The organism is Gordonia sp. ALPHA1B1, assembly GCF_005502615.1.
GTDB classification, from domain to species: domain Bacteria; phylum Actinomycetota; class Actinomycetes; order Mycobacteriales; family Mycobacteriaceae; genus Gordonia; species Gordonia hongkongensis.
The window spans coordinates 10,647-31,380 of the sequence record NZ_SCOC01000013.1 but is presented as its reverse complement, the minus strand read 5'-3'; the positions used below and the strand labels follow the sequence as shown (position 1 = coordinate 31,380).

The 20,734-nt window shown below is 70.8% G+C and carries 5 protein-coding genes; 4 read left to right on the top strand and 1 reads right to left on the bottom strand.

Features of this window, described 5'->3' with window-relative positions; translation table 11 throughout:
* Position 1: 1 nt before the first annotated feature.
* Complete coding sequence (locus tag FFS52_RS10925) at positions 2-1,297, bottom strand: inorganic phosphate transporter (protein WP_137809708.1); 1,296 nt, start codon at positions 1,295-1,297, stop codon at positions 2-4.
* A 143-nt stretch (positions 1,298-1,440) separates the two neighbouring features.
* Between FFS52_RS10925 and FFS52_RS10920 the strand changes: the two genes are divergently transcribed.
* From FFS52_RS10920 to FFS52_RS10905, 4 genes are all read left to right on the top strand, one after another.
* Positions 1,441-2,505: an LLM class F420-dependent oxidoreductase gene (locus tag FFS52_RS10920; RefSeq protein ID WP_068970733.1), complete on the top strand. Its 1,065-nt coding sequence runs from the start codon at positions 1,441-1,443 to the stop codon at positions 2,503-2,505.
* Between the two features lie 565 nt (positions 2,506-3,070).
* Positions 3,071-18,019 carry a non-ribosomal peptide synthetase gene (locus FFS52_RS10915; RefSeq protein ID WP_137809707.1) on the top strand — a complete coding sequence of 4,983 codons (14,949 nt, stop codon included), beginning with the start codon at positions 3,071-3,073 and terminating at the stop codon, positions 18,017-18,019.
* Positions 18,013-18,636 (top strand): low molecular weight phosphotyrosine protein phosphatase, encoded by a 624-nt coding sequence (locus FFS52_RS10910; protein ID WP_226512600.1) that lies wholly within the window; start codon positions 18,013-18,015, stop codon positions 18,634-18,636. Before FFS52_RS10915 ends, FFS52_RS10910 begins: the two co-directional genes overlap by 7 nt.
* Positions 18,633-20,393, top strand: a complete 1,761-nt coding sequence (locus FFS52_RS10905) for a DUF4012 domain-containing protein (RefSeq protein WP_137809706.1) — start codon at positions 18,633-18,635, stop codon at positions 20,391-20,393. Before FFS52_RS10910 ends, FFS52_RS10905 begins: the two co-directional genes overlap by 4 nt.
* Positions 20,394-20,734 lie beyond the last annotated feature (341 nt).

The window sequence follows — 20,734 nt, the reverse complement described above, 5'->3', positions numbered from 1 at the left end:
CTCAGGCGCTCCTCTCCGGGTCGTGCTGCACGATGATCTCGGCCGGGATGACCGGTGGCAGCGGGAGGGTCGTGTCGTCCGTCTCGGTGGCGACCGCTTCCTCCCACTCCTCGCCCGCGAGGGCCTCGCCCTCCCAGGCGTCGTTGACGTTCTCGTGGTCGACCTTGTTCTCCTGCGCGCGCCAGTACATGTAGCCCGACGCGACGACCAGGATCGCGAAGATGATGAGGGCCCCGGTGACGTCGCCGAACAGGTGCGCGAGGAAGTAGCAGGCGGCACCGACCGCGCCGGCGGCGGGCAGGGTCGTCACCCAGGCGACGGCCATCCGGCCGGCGACCGACCAGCGGACCTGGGCGCCCTTGCGGCCGACCCCCGAACCCAGGATGGAGCCGGTCGCGACCTGGGTGGTCGAGAGCGCCATGCCCGCGGCACTCGAGGTGAGGATGATGGCGGCCGACGACGCTTCCGCGGCCATGCCCTGCGGCGAGGTGATCTCGACGAGTCCCTTGCCGAGGGTGCGGATGATCCGCCAGCCGCCCAGGTAGGTGCCGATCGCGATGGCCGCGGCGCAGCTGAAGACCACCCAGAAGGGGAGTCCGTGGCTGACGCTCGACGCCTCGAGGTGTCCGGTGGCGATGAGGGCCATCGCGATGACACCCATCGTCTTCTGGGCGTCTCCGGTGCCGTGGGCCAGCGAGACCAACGATGCGGTGGCGACCTGCCCGTAGCGGAAGCCGTCCTCCTTCTGCCGGTCGGCGATCCGGCGGGTGATCGCGAAGACCAGCCAGGTTCCGCACGCCGCGACCAGACAGGCGATGACCGGTGCGGCCAGCGCGGGGATGAGGATCTTGGAGGTGATCCCGGACCAGTTGATCCCGCTGACACCGATCGCGGCCAGGCCCGAACCGATCAGCCCGCCGAACAGGGCGTGGGACGAACTCGAGGGCAGCCCGAACAGCCAGGTGAAGAGATTCCACAGGATGCCGCCGATCAGGCCCGCGAAGATGATGAGCAGCGCCGTCGTCGCCGACAAGCCGGCCACCAGCTCCCCGGCGTCGGGTCCCGAGGTCTGCTGGATGTTCAGCACGTCCTTGGTGATGGTCGCCGCGACCTCCACGGACAGGAAGGCGCCGACCAGGTTGAGCAACGCCGACAGCCCGACCGCGACCTTCGGCTTCAGGGCGCCGGTGGCGATCGACGTCGCCATCGCGTTGCCGGTGTCGTGGAAGCCGTTGGTGAAGTCGAAGCCGAGGGCTGTGACCACCAACAGCACCAGGATCAGCATCTCGCCGCTCATGGTGACGATTGTGGGACCTACCGCCCTCATTTACCTAAACATCGGGCACAGTTCCGGTGCGCGGGGTCCCCGGCCGGGGCCGACCTATCGAACGTTCAACAGACCCTCGGAAACCGGTCGCCGCTGTGGAAGAATCCGTCGGCATGACATCGATGAAGCTGGGCATGCCGATCAACTACGCGGGCGACTTCCGCGAGACCATCAACAACCTCGCGGACTTCGAAGCCGCGGGTGTGCAGCGCATCGCGGTTCCGGAGGCCTACAGCTTCGACGCCGTCTCGCAGCTGGGGTACATCGCGGCCAAGACCGAGACGATGGAACTGCAGACCGCGATCCTGCCGATGTACTCGCGGACGCCCACCAACCTGGCGATGACCGCGGCCGGCCTCGACTACATCAGCGGCGGTCGCGCGGTGCTCGGTATCGGCGCATCCGGTCCGCAGGTGATCGAGGGATTCCACGGCGTCAAGTACGACTACCCGCTGGGACGCGCCCGCGAGCACGCCGAGATCTGCCGGATGGTCTGGCGCCGCGAGAAGCTGAACTACCAGGGCAAGCACTACACGTTGCCGCTCGACGAGGAGCATGGCGGCTCGGGACTGGGCAAGTCCCTGAAGATCATCAATCACCCCGTACGCGACAACATCCCGTTGCTCCTCGCCGCCATCGGCCCGAAGAACATCGAGTTGGCCGCGGAGATGTTCGACGAGCTGCAGCCGATCCTGTTCCACCCCGAGCAGATCGACGCGGCCTTCGGTGAGTCGCTGGCGGCGGGCAAGGCCAAGCGCGATCCGTCGCTGGGGGATCTGGGCATCGTCGTCCAGGCCACCGCCCGCATCTCCGACGACGCCGAGCAGATCGACAACGCCAAGCAGCTCGTGCGCCATCATGCCGCCCTGTACATCGGCGGGATGGGCGCCCGTGGGAAGAACTTCTACAACCAGCTCGCCATCCGCTACGGCTACACCGACGAGGCGAAGCTGATCCAGGACCTCTACCTCGACGGCAAGAAGATGGAGGCCGCCGCCGCGGTCCCCGAGGACCTCGTCACGTCGATGTCGCTGATCGGTTCCAAGGCCCAGGTGGCCGAGCGGGTCGCGGCGTTCCGGGAGGCCGGTGTCACGTGCATCCTGGCCTCGCCCACCGCGCCGACCCACGCCGAGCGCGTCACCGAGGTCGAGCACCTGCGCGACATCTTCGGGGGCTGATCGCGCGATCGGCGATTGTTTTCCTTTCTCGGTCATTTGCTCCTCGGGTGCAATTCCGAGACATTTCACTACACTTCGACGATGTTCTGCCGACCGTGAATTCGGGTGTGCATTCACGGTGTTTCCGAATCCCGTCGCAGGTCGCGCGAAATACCATTCCGTTCACATCGATTAGCGTCAGTAACGGCGTTCCCCCCGAGTTGTGAGGCGACAACCCGTCCCATAGGCTCTTGTCATCCGCTCGGCCCGCATCGGTTTCACGCCGAGCGGCCGTCGCGATGACAGTGTCGGGAAATGGCCGTTCGCCCCGGTGACGCGTCGATGATGAGAATCACCACGCGACCGGCGGCAACGGATCGGCGTGACAAGAGGACGGCACATGGTGAGTGGTGAGGCAAGGCGTTGAATTCGACGACGCCCGTGTTTCGATCTCGCGGCCGACGCATGCCTTTTTCATGCACGGCTGGGTGTGGCATGGCATTTCTGGGACCGGGGGGATCAGACGGTCGGCCCGCCCCGTGAGCCCCGTTCTCCCCGGCCGCACGCGTAGAGGCCGGGTCGTCGTATGAGCGATTCGTCCAAGCGCGAGTTCGTGGCCCCGTCGGGTCCCTCCGACCCCGACGCCCCGCGTCGTTTCACCCTCAGCGCGGCCCAGCGATCGCTGTGGTTCACCCAGCAGGCGGCGCTCGATGTGCCGATCAACGTCGCCCAGTACGTCGAGATCGACGGTCCCATCGACGCCGAGCTCTTCGTGCGGGCGACCAGCGCGGTGGTGCAGCGCGCGCAGTTCACCCAGCTCCGGTTCGTCGACACCGAGGACGGGCTGGTCGGCGTGTACGACCCCGCCCTGCACTACTGGGCCGACATCATCGATCTCCGTGACCGGCCGGACCCGCGCGCCGTCGCCGAGGAGATGATGGCGCAGGACTATTCGCGACCCCTCGACCCCCGGGTGGACCGGACCGCACGCGGGTGCCTGTTCCGGCTGTCCGACGACAAGGCGCTGGTCTACAACCGCGGTCATCACCTGCTCTCGGACGGGATGGGCGGCAAGGACCGGATGGTCGAGGCCCTCGCGGCCTATCACGCGGCGGTCACCGGCGAGCCCGCGCCGCCCCAGAAGCCGGTCGACCTGGACCTTCCGGCCCGCGCCGACGCCGAGTACCGCCAGTCGAAGCGCTTCGCCACCGACCGCGCGTACTGGCGGGAGAACATGGCGGGCGTGGGGATCGCCGCGACCCTGGCGCACCGCCCGGGACGTCCCGCAGCCGTTGCCAGACGCGTCGCCGCCGCGGTGCCCGCCGACACGATGGCGCGGTTACGTGCTGCCGCACAACGCGGTTCGACGATCCTGCCCAACGTTCTCGTCGCCGCCTTCGCGGCCTATCTGGGCCGCGCGGCCGCGCAGGGCGACGAGGTGATCTTCCAGTTCCCGGTCGCCGCGCGGACGACCGCCGCGCTGCGTGCCACCCCGCTCCCGGTCGCCAACATCGTGCCGCTGCGCACCGGGGTCACCGGATCGGGCAGCGTCGCCGACGCGCTCGCGTCCACCCAGGCCGCGCTCATGGGCGCGCTGCGGCACCAGCGCTACCGCGGCGAGGACATCTGGGCCGACCTCGCCGCCGACGAATCCTCCGGGGCGACACCGCGCACGGCGGCTCAGGAACGCTCCGGCCCGATGCTCAACCTGATGCTGTTCGACCGCGAATTCCCCTGCGGCGAAGCACGAGCCACGTTTCACATCCTGACCGTCGGCCCAGCCGACGACCTGACGATCAACATCTACCCGGTACCCGGTGAGGATCAGGATTCCTCGCTGATGATCGGCGTCGAGGCGAACCCCAACCGATACGACGACGCGGAGGTCGCCGAACACCACGGGCAGTTCCTGTCGATGCTCGACACGTTCGCCGATGCGCTCCTCCGGGCGCCGGACACCCGCGTCGACGACCTGCCGCTGCGTTTCGCCGACACCTCGGCCGGAGAGGCGCGTGAGCTGCCGGCGAACGAGGCGCCGGACGCGGGCACCGTCTGGACGGCCCTCACCGACGTCGCGCTGCGGCAACGGCGTGATCCCGCCGTCGAGATCTCTGGAACATCTTCGGACGCAACGCTGCTGACCTTCGAACAGCTGCACGCGCGGGCTCGCGATCTCGGCGCCCGGTTGCGCACGCTCGGAGCGCGACCCGGCTCGGCGGTCGGCGTCTTGGTCGGGTCGGACGCGGACCGGGTGCTGTCGTGGTGGGCCGTCGCGGCGACAGGGGCCGCCGTGATCCTGCTCGATCCCGCAGCACCGCACTCGGTGTCGCCGGATGTCCCGGGGGTGTCCGGCGTGCTGGTGATCGCCGACGACGATGCGGACGTGCCGGCCGGTGTCCGCGCGGAGGACGTGCACACGCTGGCCGGCCTGACCGGGGTCGCGCCGTCGGCGGAGCCCGCGTCGCCCCGTCCGGAGGACACCGCCTGCTTCGCCGTCGGCGTCGAGGGTGTGGTCGCACTCCCGCAGCGGGCCGTGGCCGCGCTCATCGTTGACGGCCTGTTCGCGCCGGAATCATTCGGCCACAACACATCCGATGCGGGACACGGACAGCTCGCGGTCACGGCGCCGAAGGCGTCCTGGGCGGCCCACCTCGAGATCGTCGCCGGTGCCGCCCACGGGTTGCGGCTCGTCGAGCCCGACGCCGCCGGCGTGACGCACCGGATCGTGCCCTCCGGGTTACTTGCCGACGACACGGGGCGCGGCGCCGCGACGACGGTGCTGATCGTCGACGCCGGCGCAGCGCCGGCGCCGGCCGTCCGATACGCCGCCGGCCGGGATGTGCGGACCGCCTACAGCCCTCGGGGCGTGCTGGGCCCCTACACCGCTGCGAACCGTGTCCGTCCCGACCAGCCGATCGGCCGGCCACTCCCGAGCGGACACCCGCGCGACGGCGTCGGCATCGCGATCCTCGACCGCCGTCTACGACCCCTGCCGCCCGGCATCACGGGCGACGTGTACGTCGTGGGAAGCGTTGTGCCACAGCACTTCGCTGGGGAAGGCTCGTGTACGTCGACGACACTCGTCGCCTGTCCGTGGCATCCCGGCCGGCGCATGCTGGTCACCGGCGACCGCGGGCATCTCGAACCGGGGACGGGACTTCTCGTCATCGATCACCGCGCCGGTGAGATCGTCGAGATCGACGGCATCCGAGTCGATCTCGCACTGCTCGAACGTGCCGCCGCGGAGGTCCCCGGTGTTGCGGCCGCGACCGCGGTCGTACTCGGCGACGGCGACGGCGACGGGCTCGCGCTCGGACTCGTGCCCGCCCGTTCCGCGTCGTCGGAGGCGACCGAACCCCTTGACCCGCAACGGATTCGGGCGGCGGCTCGGCGCCGGGTCAACGCGGAACTCCCGGCGGTGCTGTGGCTTCGCCGGGTCACGATCCTGGATGCGGTACCGCTCGACGGGTTCGGCGGCGTCGACCGGTCTGCCGCCGCCGGGCTGATCGCCGCGGCGCCCGAAACGCCCGCCGCGCGCCGCCGTCCGTCGACGCCGATCGAACGCGCCGTTGCCGACGCGGTGACGTCCGTCCTCGGCGTGCCCGACCCGTCCCTGGACGACGAACTGGTCCAGCTCGGCGCCACGTCACTGGGATTCATGCAACTGGCCACGCACCTCGGTGGCACCTTGCAGGTCGTCGTCAGCGTGCGCGATCTCGGTGATGTCACGACCCTCGCCGAACTCGCCGCCGTCCTCGAGGCCTCCGCGCCGCGCCGCGCCGCGCCGGGTGATCCCGCGGGCACCGTCCGCTACCGGCCGACCCGCGCGCAGCAGGAGATCTGGCTGCTCAATCGCGCCGACCGGCAGGCGACCGTTTATCACCTGCCGGTGCATGTCGTTCTCGCCGAGGGTATCTCGGCCGAAGTCGTCCGCGCCGCACTCATCGACGTCGCGGCGCGGCACGAGGCGCTGCGGACCGTGTACCCCGACAACGGCGGGGAGCCGGTCGCGGTCGTCCGCGGAGTCGACGAGGCGAGTGTGGCCGCGCCGATGACCGCGGCCACCCTCGACGCGACCGGCATCGACCTCGCCGTCGCGGCCCCCTTCGACCTGACGGTGGACCTGCCGTGGCGTGCGGTCGTCGACGAGACCGGCGAACGGACCGAGCTCGTACTCGTCGCCCACCACATCGCGATCGACGAGTGGTCGCTGCACACCGTCGTCGACGACTTCGCGCATGCACTGCGTGCTCGTCTCGACGGTGCGACTCCGGTGTGGACCGAGGACGCGGTGGCCTTCAGTGCCGCGCTGTCCGCGCGGCCGGCCGCGGTGGATGCGGCGGCCGAGGTCTATTGGGCGAAGACATTGCGGGAGGCCCCTTCTCGCCTCGTGCTGCCGGAGCCGGCGCAACCGGTGCCGGCGGGACTCACCTCCGGTCCGGCGACCGTCCTGCGTCGTGACGTCGACCGTGGGGCCCGGGACCGTGCCGCTGCTCGTGCACGCGACTTCGGGACGACGCTCAACACGATGCTGTGCGTGGCGCTCTCGGCCGTACTGGCCGAGTACTCGGATTCCGACGACTTCGTGTTGTCGGTGCCGGTCTCAGGACGATTCACCACCGAGGAACTACGCCCGGTCGGCATGTTCGTCGAGACGGTACCGGTGCGGATCACCGGGGTGCGGCGCCGCAGCGTTGCGGAGGCCCTCGCCCGCGTGGGCGCGGACCTGACGGCGGCGATCACCCACGCCGACGCGGCACCAACGGGGCTCGCCGATGTCATCTTCGCCTATCACGCCTCCCGGCCCGACGTCGCGGACCCGGCGGTGTTCGCCGAGGTCCAGACCTTGGCCGCCGGCCAGGCGCGAACCGCGTTGGAATTGACCGTCTTCGACGAGCCGGACGGGTTGTCGGTCTCGCTGACCGTCGCCGAACGCCGGGTCGACCCGATGGCTGCCGGCCACCTGCTCGACCGTTTCGTCGAGACGGTCGCCGCGCTCGGTGTCGCGACGCCCGACTCGGTCGTCGCGGGGTGCATCCCGGTTCCCGCCGCCCGGGCGCTCTCCGACCGCAGCCGCCGGACCACTCCCGTCGACCCGATCGATGCCCTGCGACGCCGTGCGCAGGCGAAGCCGGACGCCGCCGCCGTCATCGCCGACGACACGGCCCTGACCTATCGGGAACTGCTCGGTCGCGCCGAGGCCCTCGCGAACACGTTGCGGGAGAACGGGGTACAACCGGGCGACCGAGTCGCGCTGTCACTGCCCCGGAGCGCCGAGGCCGTGATCGCGATCGTCGCGGTGCTCTTGGCCGACGCGGTGTACGTGCCCATCGAACCCGACGATCCGCCGTCGAGGACGGAGCTGATCGTCGACGCCACCGCTCCCGTCGCGGTCATCGAAGCCGGGCCGGCGGTGCGCGCCGTCGCGACGGGCGAACGTGCACAACCGGTTCCGGGTGGCGCCTACGTGATCCACACCTCCGGTTCCACCGGTGTACCGAAAGCCGTCCTGGTGACCCGCGCGAATCTGGCGGCGATGCTCGGCGCCGCGCTGGACACGATCGCCGCGTCCGACGACGACGTGTGGAGCTGGGTGCACTCCTACGCGTTCGACTTCTCCGTCTGGGAGATCCTGGGGCCGTTGGCCTCCGGTGGTGCCGTGGTCGTACTGGAGCGCGCCACTGTGCTCGACCCGCGCTTGCTGGCGGCGGCGATCGACCGGTACGGGGTCACCGTCTGTTCGCAGACCCCGACGGCGTTCGGCAACCTCATCGACCCGACGGTGGCCGCCGTCGCCCCGGACGCCGGATCACCCGCGTTGCGAGCCGTCGTCTTCGGTGGCGAACCGTTGTCGCCGGGGCTGTTACGGGAGTGGTCGGCCGCGCATCCGGACGTCCGGTTGGTCAACATGTACGGCATCACCGAGACGACCGTGCACCTCACTGCGGTCGACGTCGATGTCGACGACGCCCGGAGCGACATCGGTGTCCCGCTGGACGGCGTCTCGACGGCGATCCTGGGCCGCGACCTACGCCCGGTTCCCGTGGGCGCCATCGGCGAACTGTACGTGAGCGGCGATCAGGTCACGATCGGCTATCACAACGCCCCGGCCACGACCGCCTCGCGGTTCGTCGCCGACCCGCGCGGCATTGGCCGCCGGATGTACCGTACCGGCGACCGCGTACGCGAGATCGCCGGCGGCCGCATGGTCTATCTCGGCCGCAGCGACGACCAGGTCCAGATCCGCGGGCACCGCATCGAACTCGGTGAGATCACGTCGGTGCTGCGCGAGCACCCCGGCGTCGGTGACGCGCGCGTGCTCCTCGACCCGGGCAGCCGCCGCGGCGAGGAACGGCTGCTCGCATTCGTCACCGAGGACGGCCTCGCCGACTTCGATGTGCTGGACGCCCTCTCCGCCGAGCAGATCCTCGTGTCCTGTGCGAACAGGCTCCCGGCGCACATGATCCCGGCGCGACTCGCGATCGTCGACGGCTGGCCGATGACCCCGACCGGCAAACTCGACCGCCACCGGCTCACGGATCTGCTGCCCGAGGTGCCGACGGGACCGACCCGAGCACTGACACCGGCCGAGCAGACCGTCGCCGACGCCATGCGTGCCGTGATCGGCACGGACGCCGTGCTCGCCGCGGACACCAACTTCTTCGCGACCGGAGGAACATCACTGTCGGCAGCGCGACTCGCGGCCACGCTGACGGGCATCGGCGACCATGTCTCCGTCGCCGATGTGTTCGCCCACCCGACGGTGCCCGCACTCGCCGCGCACATCGAGTCCGCGGCGAGTTCGGGACGCACGATCGCCGACGGCTCCCGGACCGGTCTCGCCGACTTCGCAGCCGCTGACGGGGTGGATCTGCCGCTCACCCCCGAGCAGATGGATCTGTGGCTCCGATGGCGCACCGAGCCGGACTTCACCGGGTATCTGATGCCGCTCGCCCTCCCCGTCGACGCCGGCCCCGACGAGCTGCGCCGTGCCCTGCTCGAGATCGTGACGCGGCACGACGCGTTGTGCACCGTGTTCCCCTCGGGTCCCGACGGCCCGGTGCAGCGTCGCCGACCCGACTCCCATGTCGCGGGTGAACTGAGAGCGCAACTGGCGCAGACGGTCTCGGTCGCAGACATCGAGTCGGTCGACGCCGCGCTGCGTACGCTGCACACGCCGATCGACCTGGCCGCCGAACTGCCCTGGCGGGTACGGATCTGCGCGGTGGACGGGCAGACCTGGCTTCTCGTCGTCGCGCACCACATCGCGGTCGACGGCGAGTCGTTCGGCATCCTGTCCGCAGAGCTGCGATCCGCCCTGTCCGGGACCCTCCCGGCGCCCGCCGACGTCGACTACCAGGAGTACTCGGCGTGGCGAGCCGGGTCGCTGGCCGCCCGGCGGACCGAGCTCGTCGCGCACTGGGTCTCGGCGTTCGATCGGGCCGTCGAACCACTGCGCCTGCCCGAACTGAACCCGGCGGCCCCGCATCCGTCCGCGCCGGAACGAGCGGTGGTGCACCGTGCGCACCGGTCGCTCGACCGCACCGAGACCGGAGCACTCGACGATCTGGCGGTGGCCAGACACAGCACTCCGTTCATCGTCGTGCACACCGCGCTCGCGGCGGTGCTGACAAGGCAGTCCGACGCCGAGGTGGTCACGATCGGCACCGCTCTGTCCGGGCGGATCGACCCGCGCCTGGTCTCCGTGCCGGGGCTGTTCGCCCGTGCCGTACCCCTGCACACCCCGATCGACGTCGACCTGCCGTTCGTCGATCTCCTGGCCTCGGTCACCGCGGTCGACCTCGGCGCGTTCGCGCACGCCGACCTCCCGCTCACCGAGATCACCGAGATCGCCGATCCCGGTCGGGTCAAGGCGGGCACCCCGCTGTTCGAGGTCTCCCTCGGCGCCGTCCCGGACGAGCTGGTGGCGGCGAGTCCGGCTGCGGCAGCGGATGTCCCGTCGGACGCGAGTCCCTTCGGGGGAGTGCCGCTGTTCGGTGTGGACGTGTCGATGTATCGCCGGGACGGTGCACTGCATCTGATGATGACGTGCACGGATGCGGTGGCGAGCGCCGCGAGACTGGACGCGCTGTGCGACCTCGTCGTCGAGACGATACGGCGCGGGGTGCGCGAACCGAACCGGACGGTCGCGGCGCTGCTCGCCCCGTCGGACTCGACGTCGGTCCCGGAAGCCGCGCCGCAGAATCGGATTCGCGAGTTCGACACGCTCGACGAGCTGCTGACCGGTGGGCTCGCTGACGATCCGGATGCGATCGCGGTCGTCGACCGGCGCCATCCGGTGCCCGGGTCGGGTGTCTCGCTCACCAATTCCGACCTCGACCGGCTCGCGACGTTCACGGCTCGCTCGCTCATCGAGGCGGGAATCGGTCCGGGGGACGTGGTGGTCGCCCTGCTGCCGCGCTCGGTCTTCGGCGTGCTCGCCACGGTCGCGGTCGCCCGCGCAGGAGCGGCGTTCGTGAACGTCGATCCGGCCGACCCAGCGGGGCGCCGGCAGATGATCATCGAGCGGTGCCGACCGCGTGCCATTGTCACCCTCGCGGCGACCGCGGAATCCGTGACCGGCGGCATCCCGGTGCTCGCCCTCGACGAGTTGCTCGCCCGCCATGCCGATTCCGTTGCGAGCACGTCGGATTCGCCGCCGTTCGACGCCGCCGAGCGGGTGCGCCCGCTGTCGGTGGACGACGTCGCCTACATCACGTTCACCTCGGGGACGACCGGACTGCCCAAGGGTGTCCAGGTGACCCATCGGGGCCTCACGGACTGGGCGCACGACACCGTGTCCCGATTGCGGCTCGACTCGTCGGACGCGGTGTTGCACACGTATGCAACCGGATTCGACGCACACCTGATGGGGCTCGTGCCCCCGCGGGTTGCCGGCGCCACGATCGTCGTGTGCCCGCCCGATGTCATCGCCGCGGACGAGCTCGCCGAGTTCGTCGACGCCGAACGGGTCAGCGTCCTGCTGACCACCCCGTCGGTGCTCGCGACCCTGCGACCCGACGAACTCCCCGGTGTTCGTCACGTGGCGGTCGGCGGTGAACCCCTCGGCGCCGGGCTGGTCCGGGAGTGGACGGCCGGCCACACGCTGAGCAACGAGTACGGCCCGACCGAGGCCACCGTCGCGGTCAGCAGTGCGCGGTACACGGCAACTCCGAGCGGGCCCGTTCACATCGGCGCTCCGCTGCCGGGTGTGGGGATGTATGTGCTCGACGGTGCGCTGCGGCCGGTGCCCGACCATACGGTCGGTGAACTGTACCTCTCCGGGAACTGCCTTGCTCGTGGGTATCTCGACGACCCGGTGACGACGGCCGGGGCGTTCGTCCCCGATCCGTTCAGCGCCGACCCGTTTCTCGCCGGCGGGCGGATGTACCGGACCGGTGACCTCGTCCACCGTCGTCCCGACGGCACGTTCGTGATCCACGGTCGCACCGACGATCAGGTGAAGATCCGCGGCGTGCGTCTGGAGCCGGGTGAAGTCGACGCGGCGCTGTCGGGGTTGCCCGGCGTGGCGACCTCGGTGACCGCGACGCGGACCACCCCGGCGGGCGAGAAGATCCTCGTGTCGTGGGTCGTGGTCGACGGAGACGATGCGGAAGTGGCCGACCTGCCTCGTCAGCTCGCGCACCTGTTGCCGCGCAGCATGATCCCGAGTGCGATCGTCGGTGTCCCGGCGTTGCCGTTCGGACGCAACGGGAAGATCGACGTGGCGGCGCTGCCCGATCCCGATTTCGCCGGTGCGGCAGCGGGTTCGGATGTCCGCCCCGGGCGGCCGCCGTCGGGGGCCACCGAGGGACTGGTGACCGCGGTGTGGGCGGAGGTCCTCGACCGTCCCGTCCGGTCGCTGGACGCCGATTCCGATTTCTTCACCGAGGGCGGTACCTCGCTGTCGGCCACGCAGGTGACGTCGAGGCTGACGGCGGCGACCGGTGCGGACATCGGGGTCCGCGGGATCTTCGAGGCACGCACGGTCGCCGCAGTCGCGCGACGTGTCGACGAACTGCTGGCCGGCGCCGGGAGCGGAGCGGGCGGGCCGAGTGATACCGGGCCGAAAGACACCGGCGCGGTACCCGCCCGACTGCCGGTCCCGGAGTTCTTGCCGCTCGCATATCCGCAGCGCCGCATGTGGATTCACCATCAGTTCGATCCGCGTTCGACGGCTTACCATGTTCCGCTCGTGCTGCGGATGAGCGGCCGTGTCGACCTCGCCCGCCTGCGGAAGGCGGTCGACGAGGTGGTCGCGGCTCATGCCGTCCTCCGGACCGTCCACCCGGACTCGCCGTCGGGTCCACGGCAGCGCCGGATCGAGCATCGGAGTCCGGTGCTACGGCATCGCCTCGTCGACGCCGCGACGGGTCCCGAGGGTCTCCGTCGGGACATCGAGGACTTCCTGCGGCGGCCGTTCGATCTGGAGTCCGAGACCGGGTTCCGGGCCGCGGTCTTCGAGCTCGACTCGGCGGAGGATCCGCACACCCATCTGGCGGTGGTCCTGCATCACGTCGCGATCGACGGGTGGTCGATCCGGGTGCTGCTCACGGACCTGCTCCGTGCCTACGACGGCCAGCGGCTCTCGGTCCCCGCCGACGAGGCGTTCACCTACGCCGACTTCACCCAGTGGCAGATCGCCCGTCTCGGCGACCCGTCCGATCCGCGCAGCAGGTACGCACGGCAACTGCGTTTCTGGACGTCGACGCTCGCCGAGGCCCCCGGCCCGCTCCGGTTGCCGGGCATCGCGGACACCGGCGGGCGGCCGCGCGACGCTGCCGCCGGGCGGTTGTCGGCGTCGATCGTCGGCACGGATTCACTGCACCAGACCGCGAAAGCGATGTCGGCGAGTGTGTTCCAGGTGGCGCACGCCGCGCTCGCGACGGTCTTGGGCCGGTGGACCGGTGAGTGGGACCTGCTGATCGGCGTACCGGTGCACGGCCGGCACGCGCCGGAGTGGGAGTCGGTGGTCGGCATGTTCGTCAACACCGTGGCCCTGCGGACACGGCTGCATCCGGGGCTCCCGATCCGCGAGGCCGTCGTGCGGGCTCGCGACGCCGCCCTGGCCGCCCAACCGCACAGTGAGGTCCCCTATGAGGACGTCGCCCGTATGGTCCGTCCCGACGGCCGGGAGGCCGGGGACCCGCTGATCTCGGTACTGCTGGTCAACCAGGACGTCGTGCCCCAGTCCTCCGGCGAGGTGGTGCTGGGCGGAGCGTCGGCGGGTGGCCCGGGTCCCGAGGCGGATGCCGTGATCGCCAGGCTGGTCCCGGAGTACACCGAGACCGTGGACGCCAAGTTCGACGTCGAGGTCGTGCTCGCCGAACGCGACGACGAGTTGCACATCACGGTGGTGCACTCCGCCGCCGTCCCGACCGTGGTCGCACAGGCGCTTCTCGACGACTTCCGCAGATCGGTCGTCGCGGCGGCAACCGATGCCGATCAGCCGTTCCCGGAGGTCGACGGACCGGACGTCGACGTCATTACGGCCGAACGGGTATCGGGCACCGCGGTGGCGCCGGCTGGTGCCGGGGCGCCGTCGCATGCGGTGTCCTCGGCTCCACTCGTCGCGGCGATCGCCGACGCGATGGCCGAGGTGCTGGAGGTCTCTCCGGGTTCGGTGGGGGACGCCGACGACTTCTTCACGATGGGCGGTACCTCGCTCTCGGCCACACGGGTGACCTCCGCGCTGGGGCGCCGGCTCGGCGTCCGCGTGCCCACCCGGTTGCTCTTCGAGAACCCCAACCCGGTCGCGCTCGCGCGGGCGGTGACCGAACTCGCCGCGGAGGGGACGGACGCGGGAGGCGGCGCGCCGGCCGGCCCGTCGGAGTCCGACCTCGGCGACCTCCCACTCGCCCCGACGCAGCGCCGGATGTGGGTGGGCGCGCAGATGCTCGGAGCGGTGCCGATCTACGCCGTGCCCGCGGTGGTGCCCGTGCCGCCCGGAACCGACGAGTCCGCGGTCGTCGGCGCGGTCGAGGCCCTCGTCGACCGCCATCCCGCGCTCCGTACCCGGTACCTCGCGACACCTGACGGTCCCCGGCAGCGTGTTCTCGACGCGTGGCGCCCGTCCCTGCGGCGGGTGGGTGCGGCCGAGCTCACGACGCCCGCGGGGATCGGGATGCTCGGGGAGGCCTTCGATCTCACCGGTGAGCCACCGGTCCGGGTGTGGCTGGTCACCGGCGACGATCAGGTGACCCCGGTGGCGGTCGTGGTGATCGCGCACCACATCACCATGGACGGTGAATCCGCCGGCATCGTGCAGCGTGAGCTCGCGTCGCTGCTGGCGGGTCACGACCTCGGCCCGGCGCCGACGGGTTTCGAGGCGGTCGCCCGGCAGATGGCGGCCGACGACGAGCGATCCCGGGTTGCCCTGGTGGACTTCTGGCGGCGCGCGCTCGAGGGGCACAGCGGCGAGCTCGACCTCGCCCAGCGCCGCCCCGTCGTTCGGGACCTGCGGACCTCGACGACCGAGTATCTGCTGGAAGATGCGGTCGGACAGGCGATTCCGGCGGCCGCGCGCCGGGCGTCGGCGAGCGAGTTCCACATCCTGCACGCGGCGCTGGTGCTGGCCCTCGCGGTGCAGTCGGGGTCCGATGACATCGCGCTGGCCACGCCCGCCTCGATGCGCCGCGACTCCGACACCGCCGGCACGGTCGGCATGCTCATCTCCACCGTCGTGTTACGCACCCGGATTCGCCCCGGCATGACCGTCGGCGAGCTGATCACGGCGGTCCGCGACGACGACCTGGCGGCGCTCGATCATGCTGCGATCGCCTTCGACGATGTGGTCGCCCTGATCGATCCGCCGCGCGTCCCCGGGCGGCATCCGCTGGTACAGGTGGCGTTCTCGATGGCCGATCCGGAGATGCCCGGGCCCGACCCGGCAGACACCGGCGCGTCGACGTGGATGTCGCCGCGCAGCGAGTTCGACATCCACGTCGAGGCGGTGCCCGACGCCGGCGGCTGGCGGTTGCGCGTCCACCACGGCCGGGAACTGTTCGACGAGGGCACGATCCGCGCTCTCGGCGAGCGAGTGGTCGCCGCGGTCGCCGCCGTCGTGGGGGAGCCGTCACGTCGTCTCGCGGCCATCGAGCCGCTGACCGGCGCCGAACGACGCTTCGTCGCCGACCGAGCGCGGGCGTCATCGACCACGGGGGCCGAACCGCTGCTGGCCGAGCTCTTCACGTCGGCTGTCGAGGCGTACGGCGACCGTCCCGGCATCGCCGACGAGCACCGGTCCCTGACCTACCGCGAATTCGACGGGTGGGTCTCGGTGACCGCCCGCGCGATGCGACGTCGAGGGCTCGGTGCCGGCGACGCGGTGGCCGTCGTGGTGCCGCGGTCGATCGAGTCGGTCGTCGCGATCTGGGCGGTCAGCCGGATCGGCGCGGTGTGCGTACCGGTCGACGTCACCTACCCGACGGCCCGGATCGGCCACGTGGTCGCCGGCGCGTCCGCGAGTGTGATCACGCCCGCCGACATCCCCGCCCAACCGACGGAACCGGTTGTGTCCGAACCGGTCACATCGGTGTCGCGCGACGCGCTGGCCTACGTCATCACCACGTCGGGTACCACCGGGACCCCGAACATCGTCGGGGTCACCCATCGCGGTGTACACCGCGTGGCCTCGCTCGGCGACGTCGAACCAGACGACCGCGTCGGGATGGCCATCAGTCCGGGATTCGACGCCACGTTCCACGACATGCTGTTGCCACTCGCCGCCGGCGCGACCCTCGTGGTGGTCCCGGCCGGGATCACCGGCGGGGACGACCTCGCCCGGTTCCTCGACCGCACCGGGGTCAGCGTCTTCACGGCGACGCCTTCGGTCGTCCGCACACTGCGACCGGCGGCGATCGGTGCGCTGCGCCTGGTGTACATCGGCGGCGAGGCACTCTCGGCCGATCTGGCCGCGGTGTGGTCGGAACATGCCCAGGTTCTCAACATCTACGGCCCCACCGAGACGACGGTGACCGTGTCCACCAGTGCATTCCGGCGCGGCGACCCGATCCGACTGGGGCATCCGCGCCCGGGCATCGGCGCCGAGGTGCTCGACGCCCAGCTGCGCCACGTCCCGCCGGGTGTCGTCGGCGAGTTGTACATCGGCGGAACCGGGGTCGCCCGTGGCTATCTCGGTGATCCGGCGCTCACCGCTGCGACGTTCGTCGCCGGCGCCGACGGCGTGCGCCGCTACCGCACCGGGGACCTGGTGCGGTGGGATCGCGACACCGGCGAGCTGGTCTACGTCGGCCGGGCGGACCGTCAGGTCAAGATCCGGGGTCAGCGAGTGGAACCCGCCGAGATCGACGCGGTGATCGTGCGGGCGGGCGCCGAGCGCTCGGTGACCGTCCTGCGGCCGGGCCCGGTCGGACCAGCGCTCGTGTCCTATGTGGTGGCACCGTCGGTGCCGGCCACCGAGCTCCGGGCCGCGTGCCGATCGTCGCTGCCGCGGCACATGGTGCCGAGCCGGATCGTCGTACTCGACGACCTGCCGCTCAGCGGCGCGGGCAAGATCGACGTACGCCGACTGCCCGAACCGGTCTGGTCGGAGTCCGTGCGCGAACCGGGAACCGCCACCGAGGCAGCGGTTCTCGACGCCTTCCGGGCCGTGCTGGGCGACGCGGCGGCCGGTCCGCACGCGGGCGCAGACGGTGCCGGGACACCCATCGGCATGGACGACGACTTCTTCGCCGCCGGTGGGCATTCGCTCGCCCTGCTGCAGTTGCGGGACGAACTGGCCCGCCGGACGGGCCGGGTCGTCGACGCGGCGGAACTCTTCGGTCATCGCACCCCGGCCGAGATCGCCCGGCTGCTCGACGACCCGGAAGGCGGCGTTAGCGGCCGACGCGTCGTGCCGCTGTCGCCCGGCACCGGCCGACGACCCGAGGTCTGGTGTGTGCACACCGCGACCGGGATCGTCGAACCGTTCCGGGCGCTGGGCGAGTCCCTGCCGTCGGCGTCGGTGTTCGGCCTGCAACTGCCCGAACTCGTACTCGCCGAGCGGGATCTTCCGACGACGATCGAGGGCATCGCGGCACTGCACGTCGAGGCCATCCGGGCGACCCAGCCGCAGGGACCGTACCGGGTCGTCGGCTGGTCCGTCGGCGGCATCGTCGCCCATGAGATCGCGCGCCGGCTCGTCGAACTCGGCGAAGAGGTCGCGCTGCTGGTGCTGCTCGACGCGCGGACGCCGGCCGAACTGACCACTGTGGACGACGCGGAGCTGCGAGCCGCCGATCACCCCCTGCGTGCCCTGGCCGAGCAGCACGACCCCGACGCACTGCGGCGGTTCGAGGACCGGACGAGGGGCCTGGCCGCGGCGGCGCGCTCCTACGACCTGCGTCCGGTGGCCGCCGGTAAGGTGCTCTACGTTGCGGCGCAGGACAACCCGGACCCGGACGCCTGGACGCGTGCGGTCGATCCGGACGGACGGGTCGTCGTCGACGTGCTGCACGCCGGCACGGCGCACGCAGAGCTGGGGCAGCCGGACGTATTGGCGCGGGTTGCCCGCAGAATCGAGGAGGAATGGTGACCGGATCCGAAGCGGCGACGCCGCAGATGTCGATCCTGTTCGTGTGCACGGGCAACATCTGTCGTTCACCGATCGGCGAACGCGTGCTGACCGGCCTCGCCGGCCTGGCGGGTGTCCCCGTGACGTCGTCGAGCGCCGGTGTCGGAGCGCTCAACGGGCAGCCCATCCATCCGCACGCCTCCGCCGTCCTGGTCGAGAACGGTTACGACGCATCGGGGTTCGAGTCCCGGTATCTGCGTCCGCCGATGCTCACCGAGGCCGACCTCGTGCTGTGCATGAGCCGCGAACACCGTGCCGCCGCGCAGCAGATGGCCCCGGCACGCTGGAAGCGGGTCTTCACGCTGACCGAGTTCGCCGCGCTCTGCGACCTCGGCGCGCTGCCGGAGATCATCGCCGGGCGTGGACGCCTCGATCCGAACTCGGACCTGCTCGACATCGTCGACCCGATGGGCCGCCCGCGCGAGGACTTCGACCGGGTTTTCGCCGAGGTCGAACCGAAGGTCGAGGCGTTGGTCACGTGGCTGGCGGCGCCGGGAGCGAAGCGAGCGGGCCAATCGTCCGCCGAGCAGGCCTCCGCCACTCGACCGGGCCGGCACGCGACGGGGGAGAGCCGATGATCCGGCGACTGGCGGGTAACCGCGTCGTCCAGGTCGTCGCGGTGGTGCTGCTGCTCGTCGCCGCCGCGCTGATCTGGCTGGCGTACTCGGCATTCCAGGTCCGCGACGACCTGGAATCGGTGCGCGCGGATGCGAGCAGGGCCCGGGCGTTGATGCTCGACGGCGATCAGGCCGGCGCCCGTCAGGCGGCCGAGGCGGCGTCGGTGCGGGCCGAGGACGCCCAGGACCGTGCGAACGGTTTCCTGTGGTCGGCGGCTGCGGCGGTGCCGGTCGTCGGATCGCCGCTGAAATCGGTGCAGCAGATGAGCGATGCCGTTGCGGCGCTGTCGGCCGACGTGCTGGTGCCGGCTGCCGACCTCGCCACCGTGCTCGACCCGAATCGCCTGCGCACCGGCAACACCGTGAACCTGGCACTGCTGCGGGATGCGCAGCCGGCGCTGAAGTCGGTCGCGGAGGAGTCGGCGGCGGTGGCCGCCCAGGTCTCGGCGATCGAACCGAGTTGGCTGGGCGTCGTGGCTGATGCCCGGGCTCAGCTCGCCGAGCAGGTCGAGGCTGCCGACTCGACGGTGCAGGCGACGAGCATCGCGGCCGAACTCGTCCCGTCGATGCTCGGCGCCGACGGTCCGCGCAACTACTTCATGGCGTTCCAGACACCGTCCGAGGCTCGTGGAACCGGCGGCCTCGTCGGTGGTTTCGCGGTACTGAACGCGACCGGGGGCCGGGTGACCATCCCCGAGCTCGGTGCGAATTCGGAGTTCCGCGACCCGGCCACCCCGCAGATCAACCTCGGCCCCGAGTACGACGCGATCTACTCCTACTACCGCCCCTACACCGACTTCCGGAACGGCAACCTCAGCGCCCACTTCCCCGACGCCGCGCAGATCTGGCTGGCGAACTGGCGCGCCCAGACCGGCCGCCAGCTCGACGGGGCGATCGCGCTGGATCCGATCGCGCTGAAGTATGTCCTCGAGGTCGTCGGCCCGGTGTCGGTGGGACGGGAGAAGATCACCGCCGACAACGTCGTCCCGATCACGCTGTCGACGGCGTATCAGCGCTTCGCGGACGACAACGCCGCGCGAAAAGACTACCTGCAGGCAATCTCCCAGGCCGTGGTGAACAAACTCGTCACGTCCGGCGGCAGCACGCGGGATCTGCTCGAGGCGCTCGGCCGTGGCGTGCACGAGCGGCGGATCATGGTGTACAGCACCGATGCCGAGGATCAGAAGATCCTCGAGTCGACGAAGCTGGGGCACCAGATCTCCGACACGTCGTCGCCCTATCTGCAGGTGGCCATCGGCAATGCGTCCGGAACGAAGCTGGACTATTTCCTGCGGCGCGAGATCAGCTACACCTCGGGCGGGTGCGACGGTGACACCAGGGAGTCGACGATCACGGTGAAGCTCACCAACACCCTCGACACCACGGACACCACCGACTACGTCGCCGGCAACCTCGGGACCGAACTGTCGGTGAAGAAGGGAACCAACCTCGCCAACGTCGAGTTCCTGGCGACGAAGGGCGCGGTCCTCAAGGAGATGACCCTCGGCGAGGGCGGGGCCTTCTACGTCGAGCAGGCCCTGCACGGTCGGCCGTACTACTCCACCCGCGTGGGCATCGCACCGGGCGAGACCGCCACCATCGTGCTGAAGATCGACGAGCCGACCTCGGCACACGGGGACGCCGAGGTCCCGATCCAGCCGCTCGTCGACGACCCGACCGTCACCGTCGACGTCCCGGCGTGCGGGCCGGAGAACTGACTGGGCCAAAGTGCCCTGAAACTTCTGGCCGAACCCGGGGGCTCTGCGTAGCCACTAATCACTAGTCGAAAGAACGACCAGCCCCCCTGCTCCTTGAGGAGCGCCCGCAGCTTGCGGAGGGTGCGTCAGCCCTGCTCCCTGAGGAGCGACCGGAGCTTGCGGAGGGCGCGTCAGCCCTGCTCCCTGAGGAGCGACCGGAGCTTGCGGAGGGCGCGTCACGAAGGGTCTTCGCAACTCGTCTCGCCGAGACCCTTCGTGACGCTCGCAAGCTCGCTCCTCAGGGAGCAGGAATTGGGCTCGCAAGCTCGCTCCTCAGGGAGCGGAGGGGGACGCTCGCAAGC

Excerpts from the sequence above, each read along its gene's own strand:
- FFS52_RS10905 (WP_137809706.1), top strand. The coding sequence starts at position 18,633 with ATGATCCGGCGACTGGCGGGTAACCGCGTCGTCCAGGTCGTCGCGGTG.
- FFS52_RS10910 (WP_226512600.1), top strand. The coding sequence starts at position 18,013 with ATGGTGACCGGATCCGAAGCGGCGACGCCGCAGATGTCGATCCTGTTC.
- FFS52_RS10920 (WP_068970733.1), top strand. The coding sequence starts at position 1,441 with ATGACATCGATGAAGCTGGGCATGCCGATCAACTACGCGGGCGACTTC.
- FFS52_RS10925 (WP_137809708.1), bottom strand. The coding sequence starts at position 1,297 with ATGAGCGGCGAGATGCTGATCCTGGTGCTGTTGGTGGTCACAGCCCTC.
- FFS52_RS10915 (WP_137809707.1), top strand. The coding sequence starts at position 3,071 with ATGAGCGATTCGTCCAAGCGCGAGTTCGTGGCCCCGTCGGGTCCCTCC.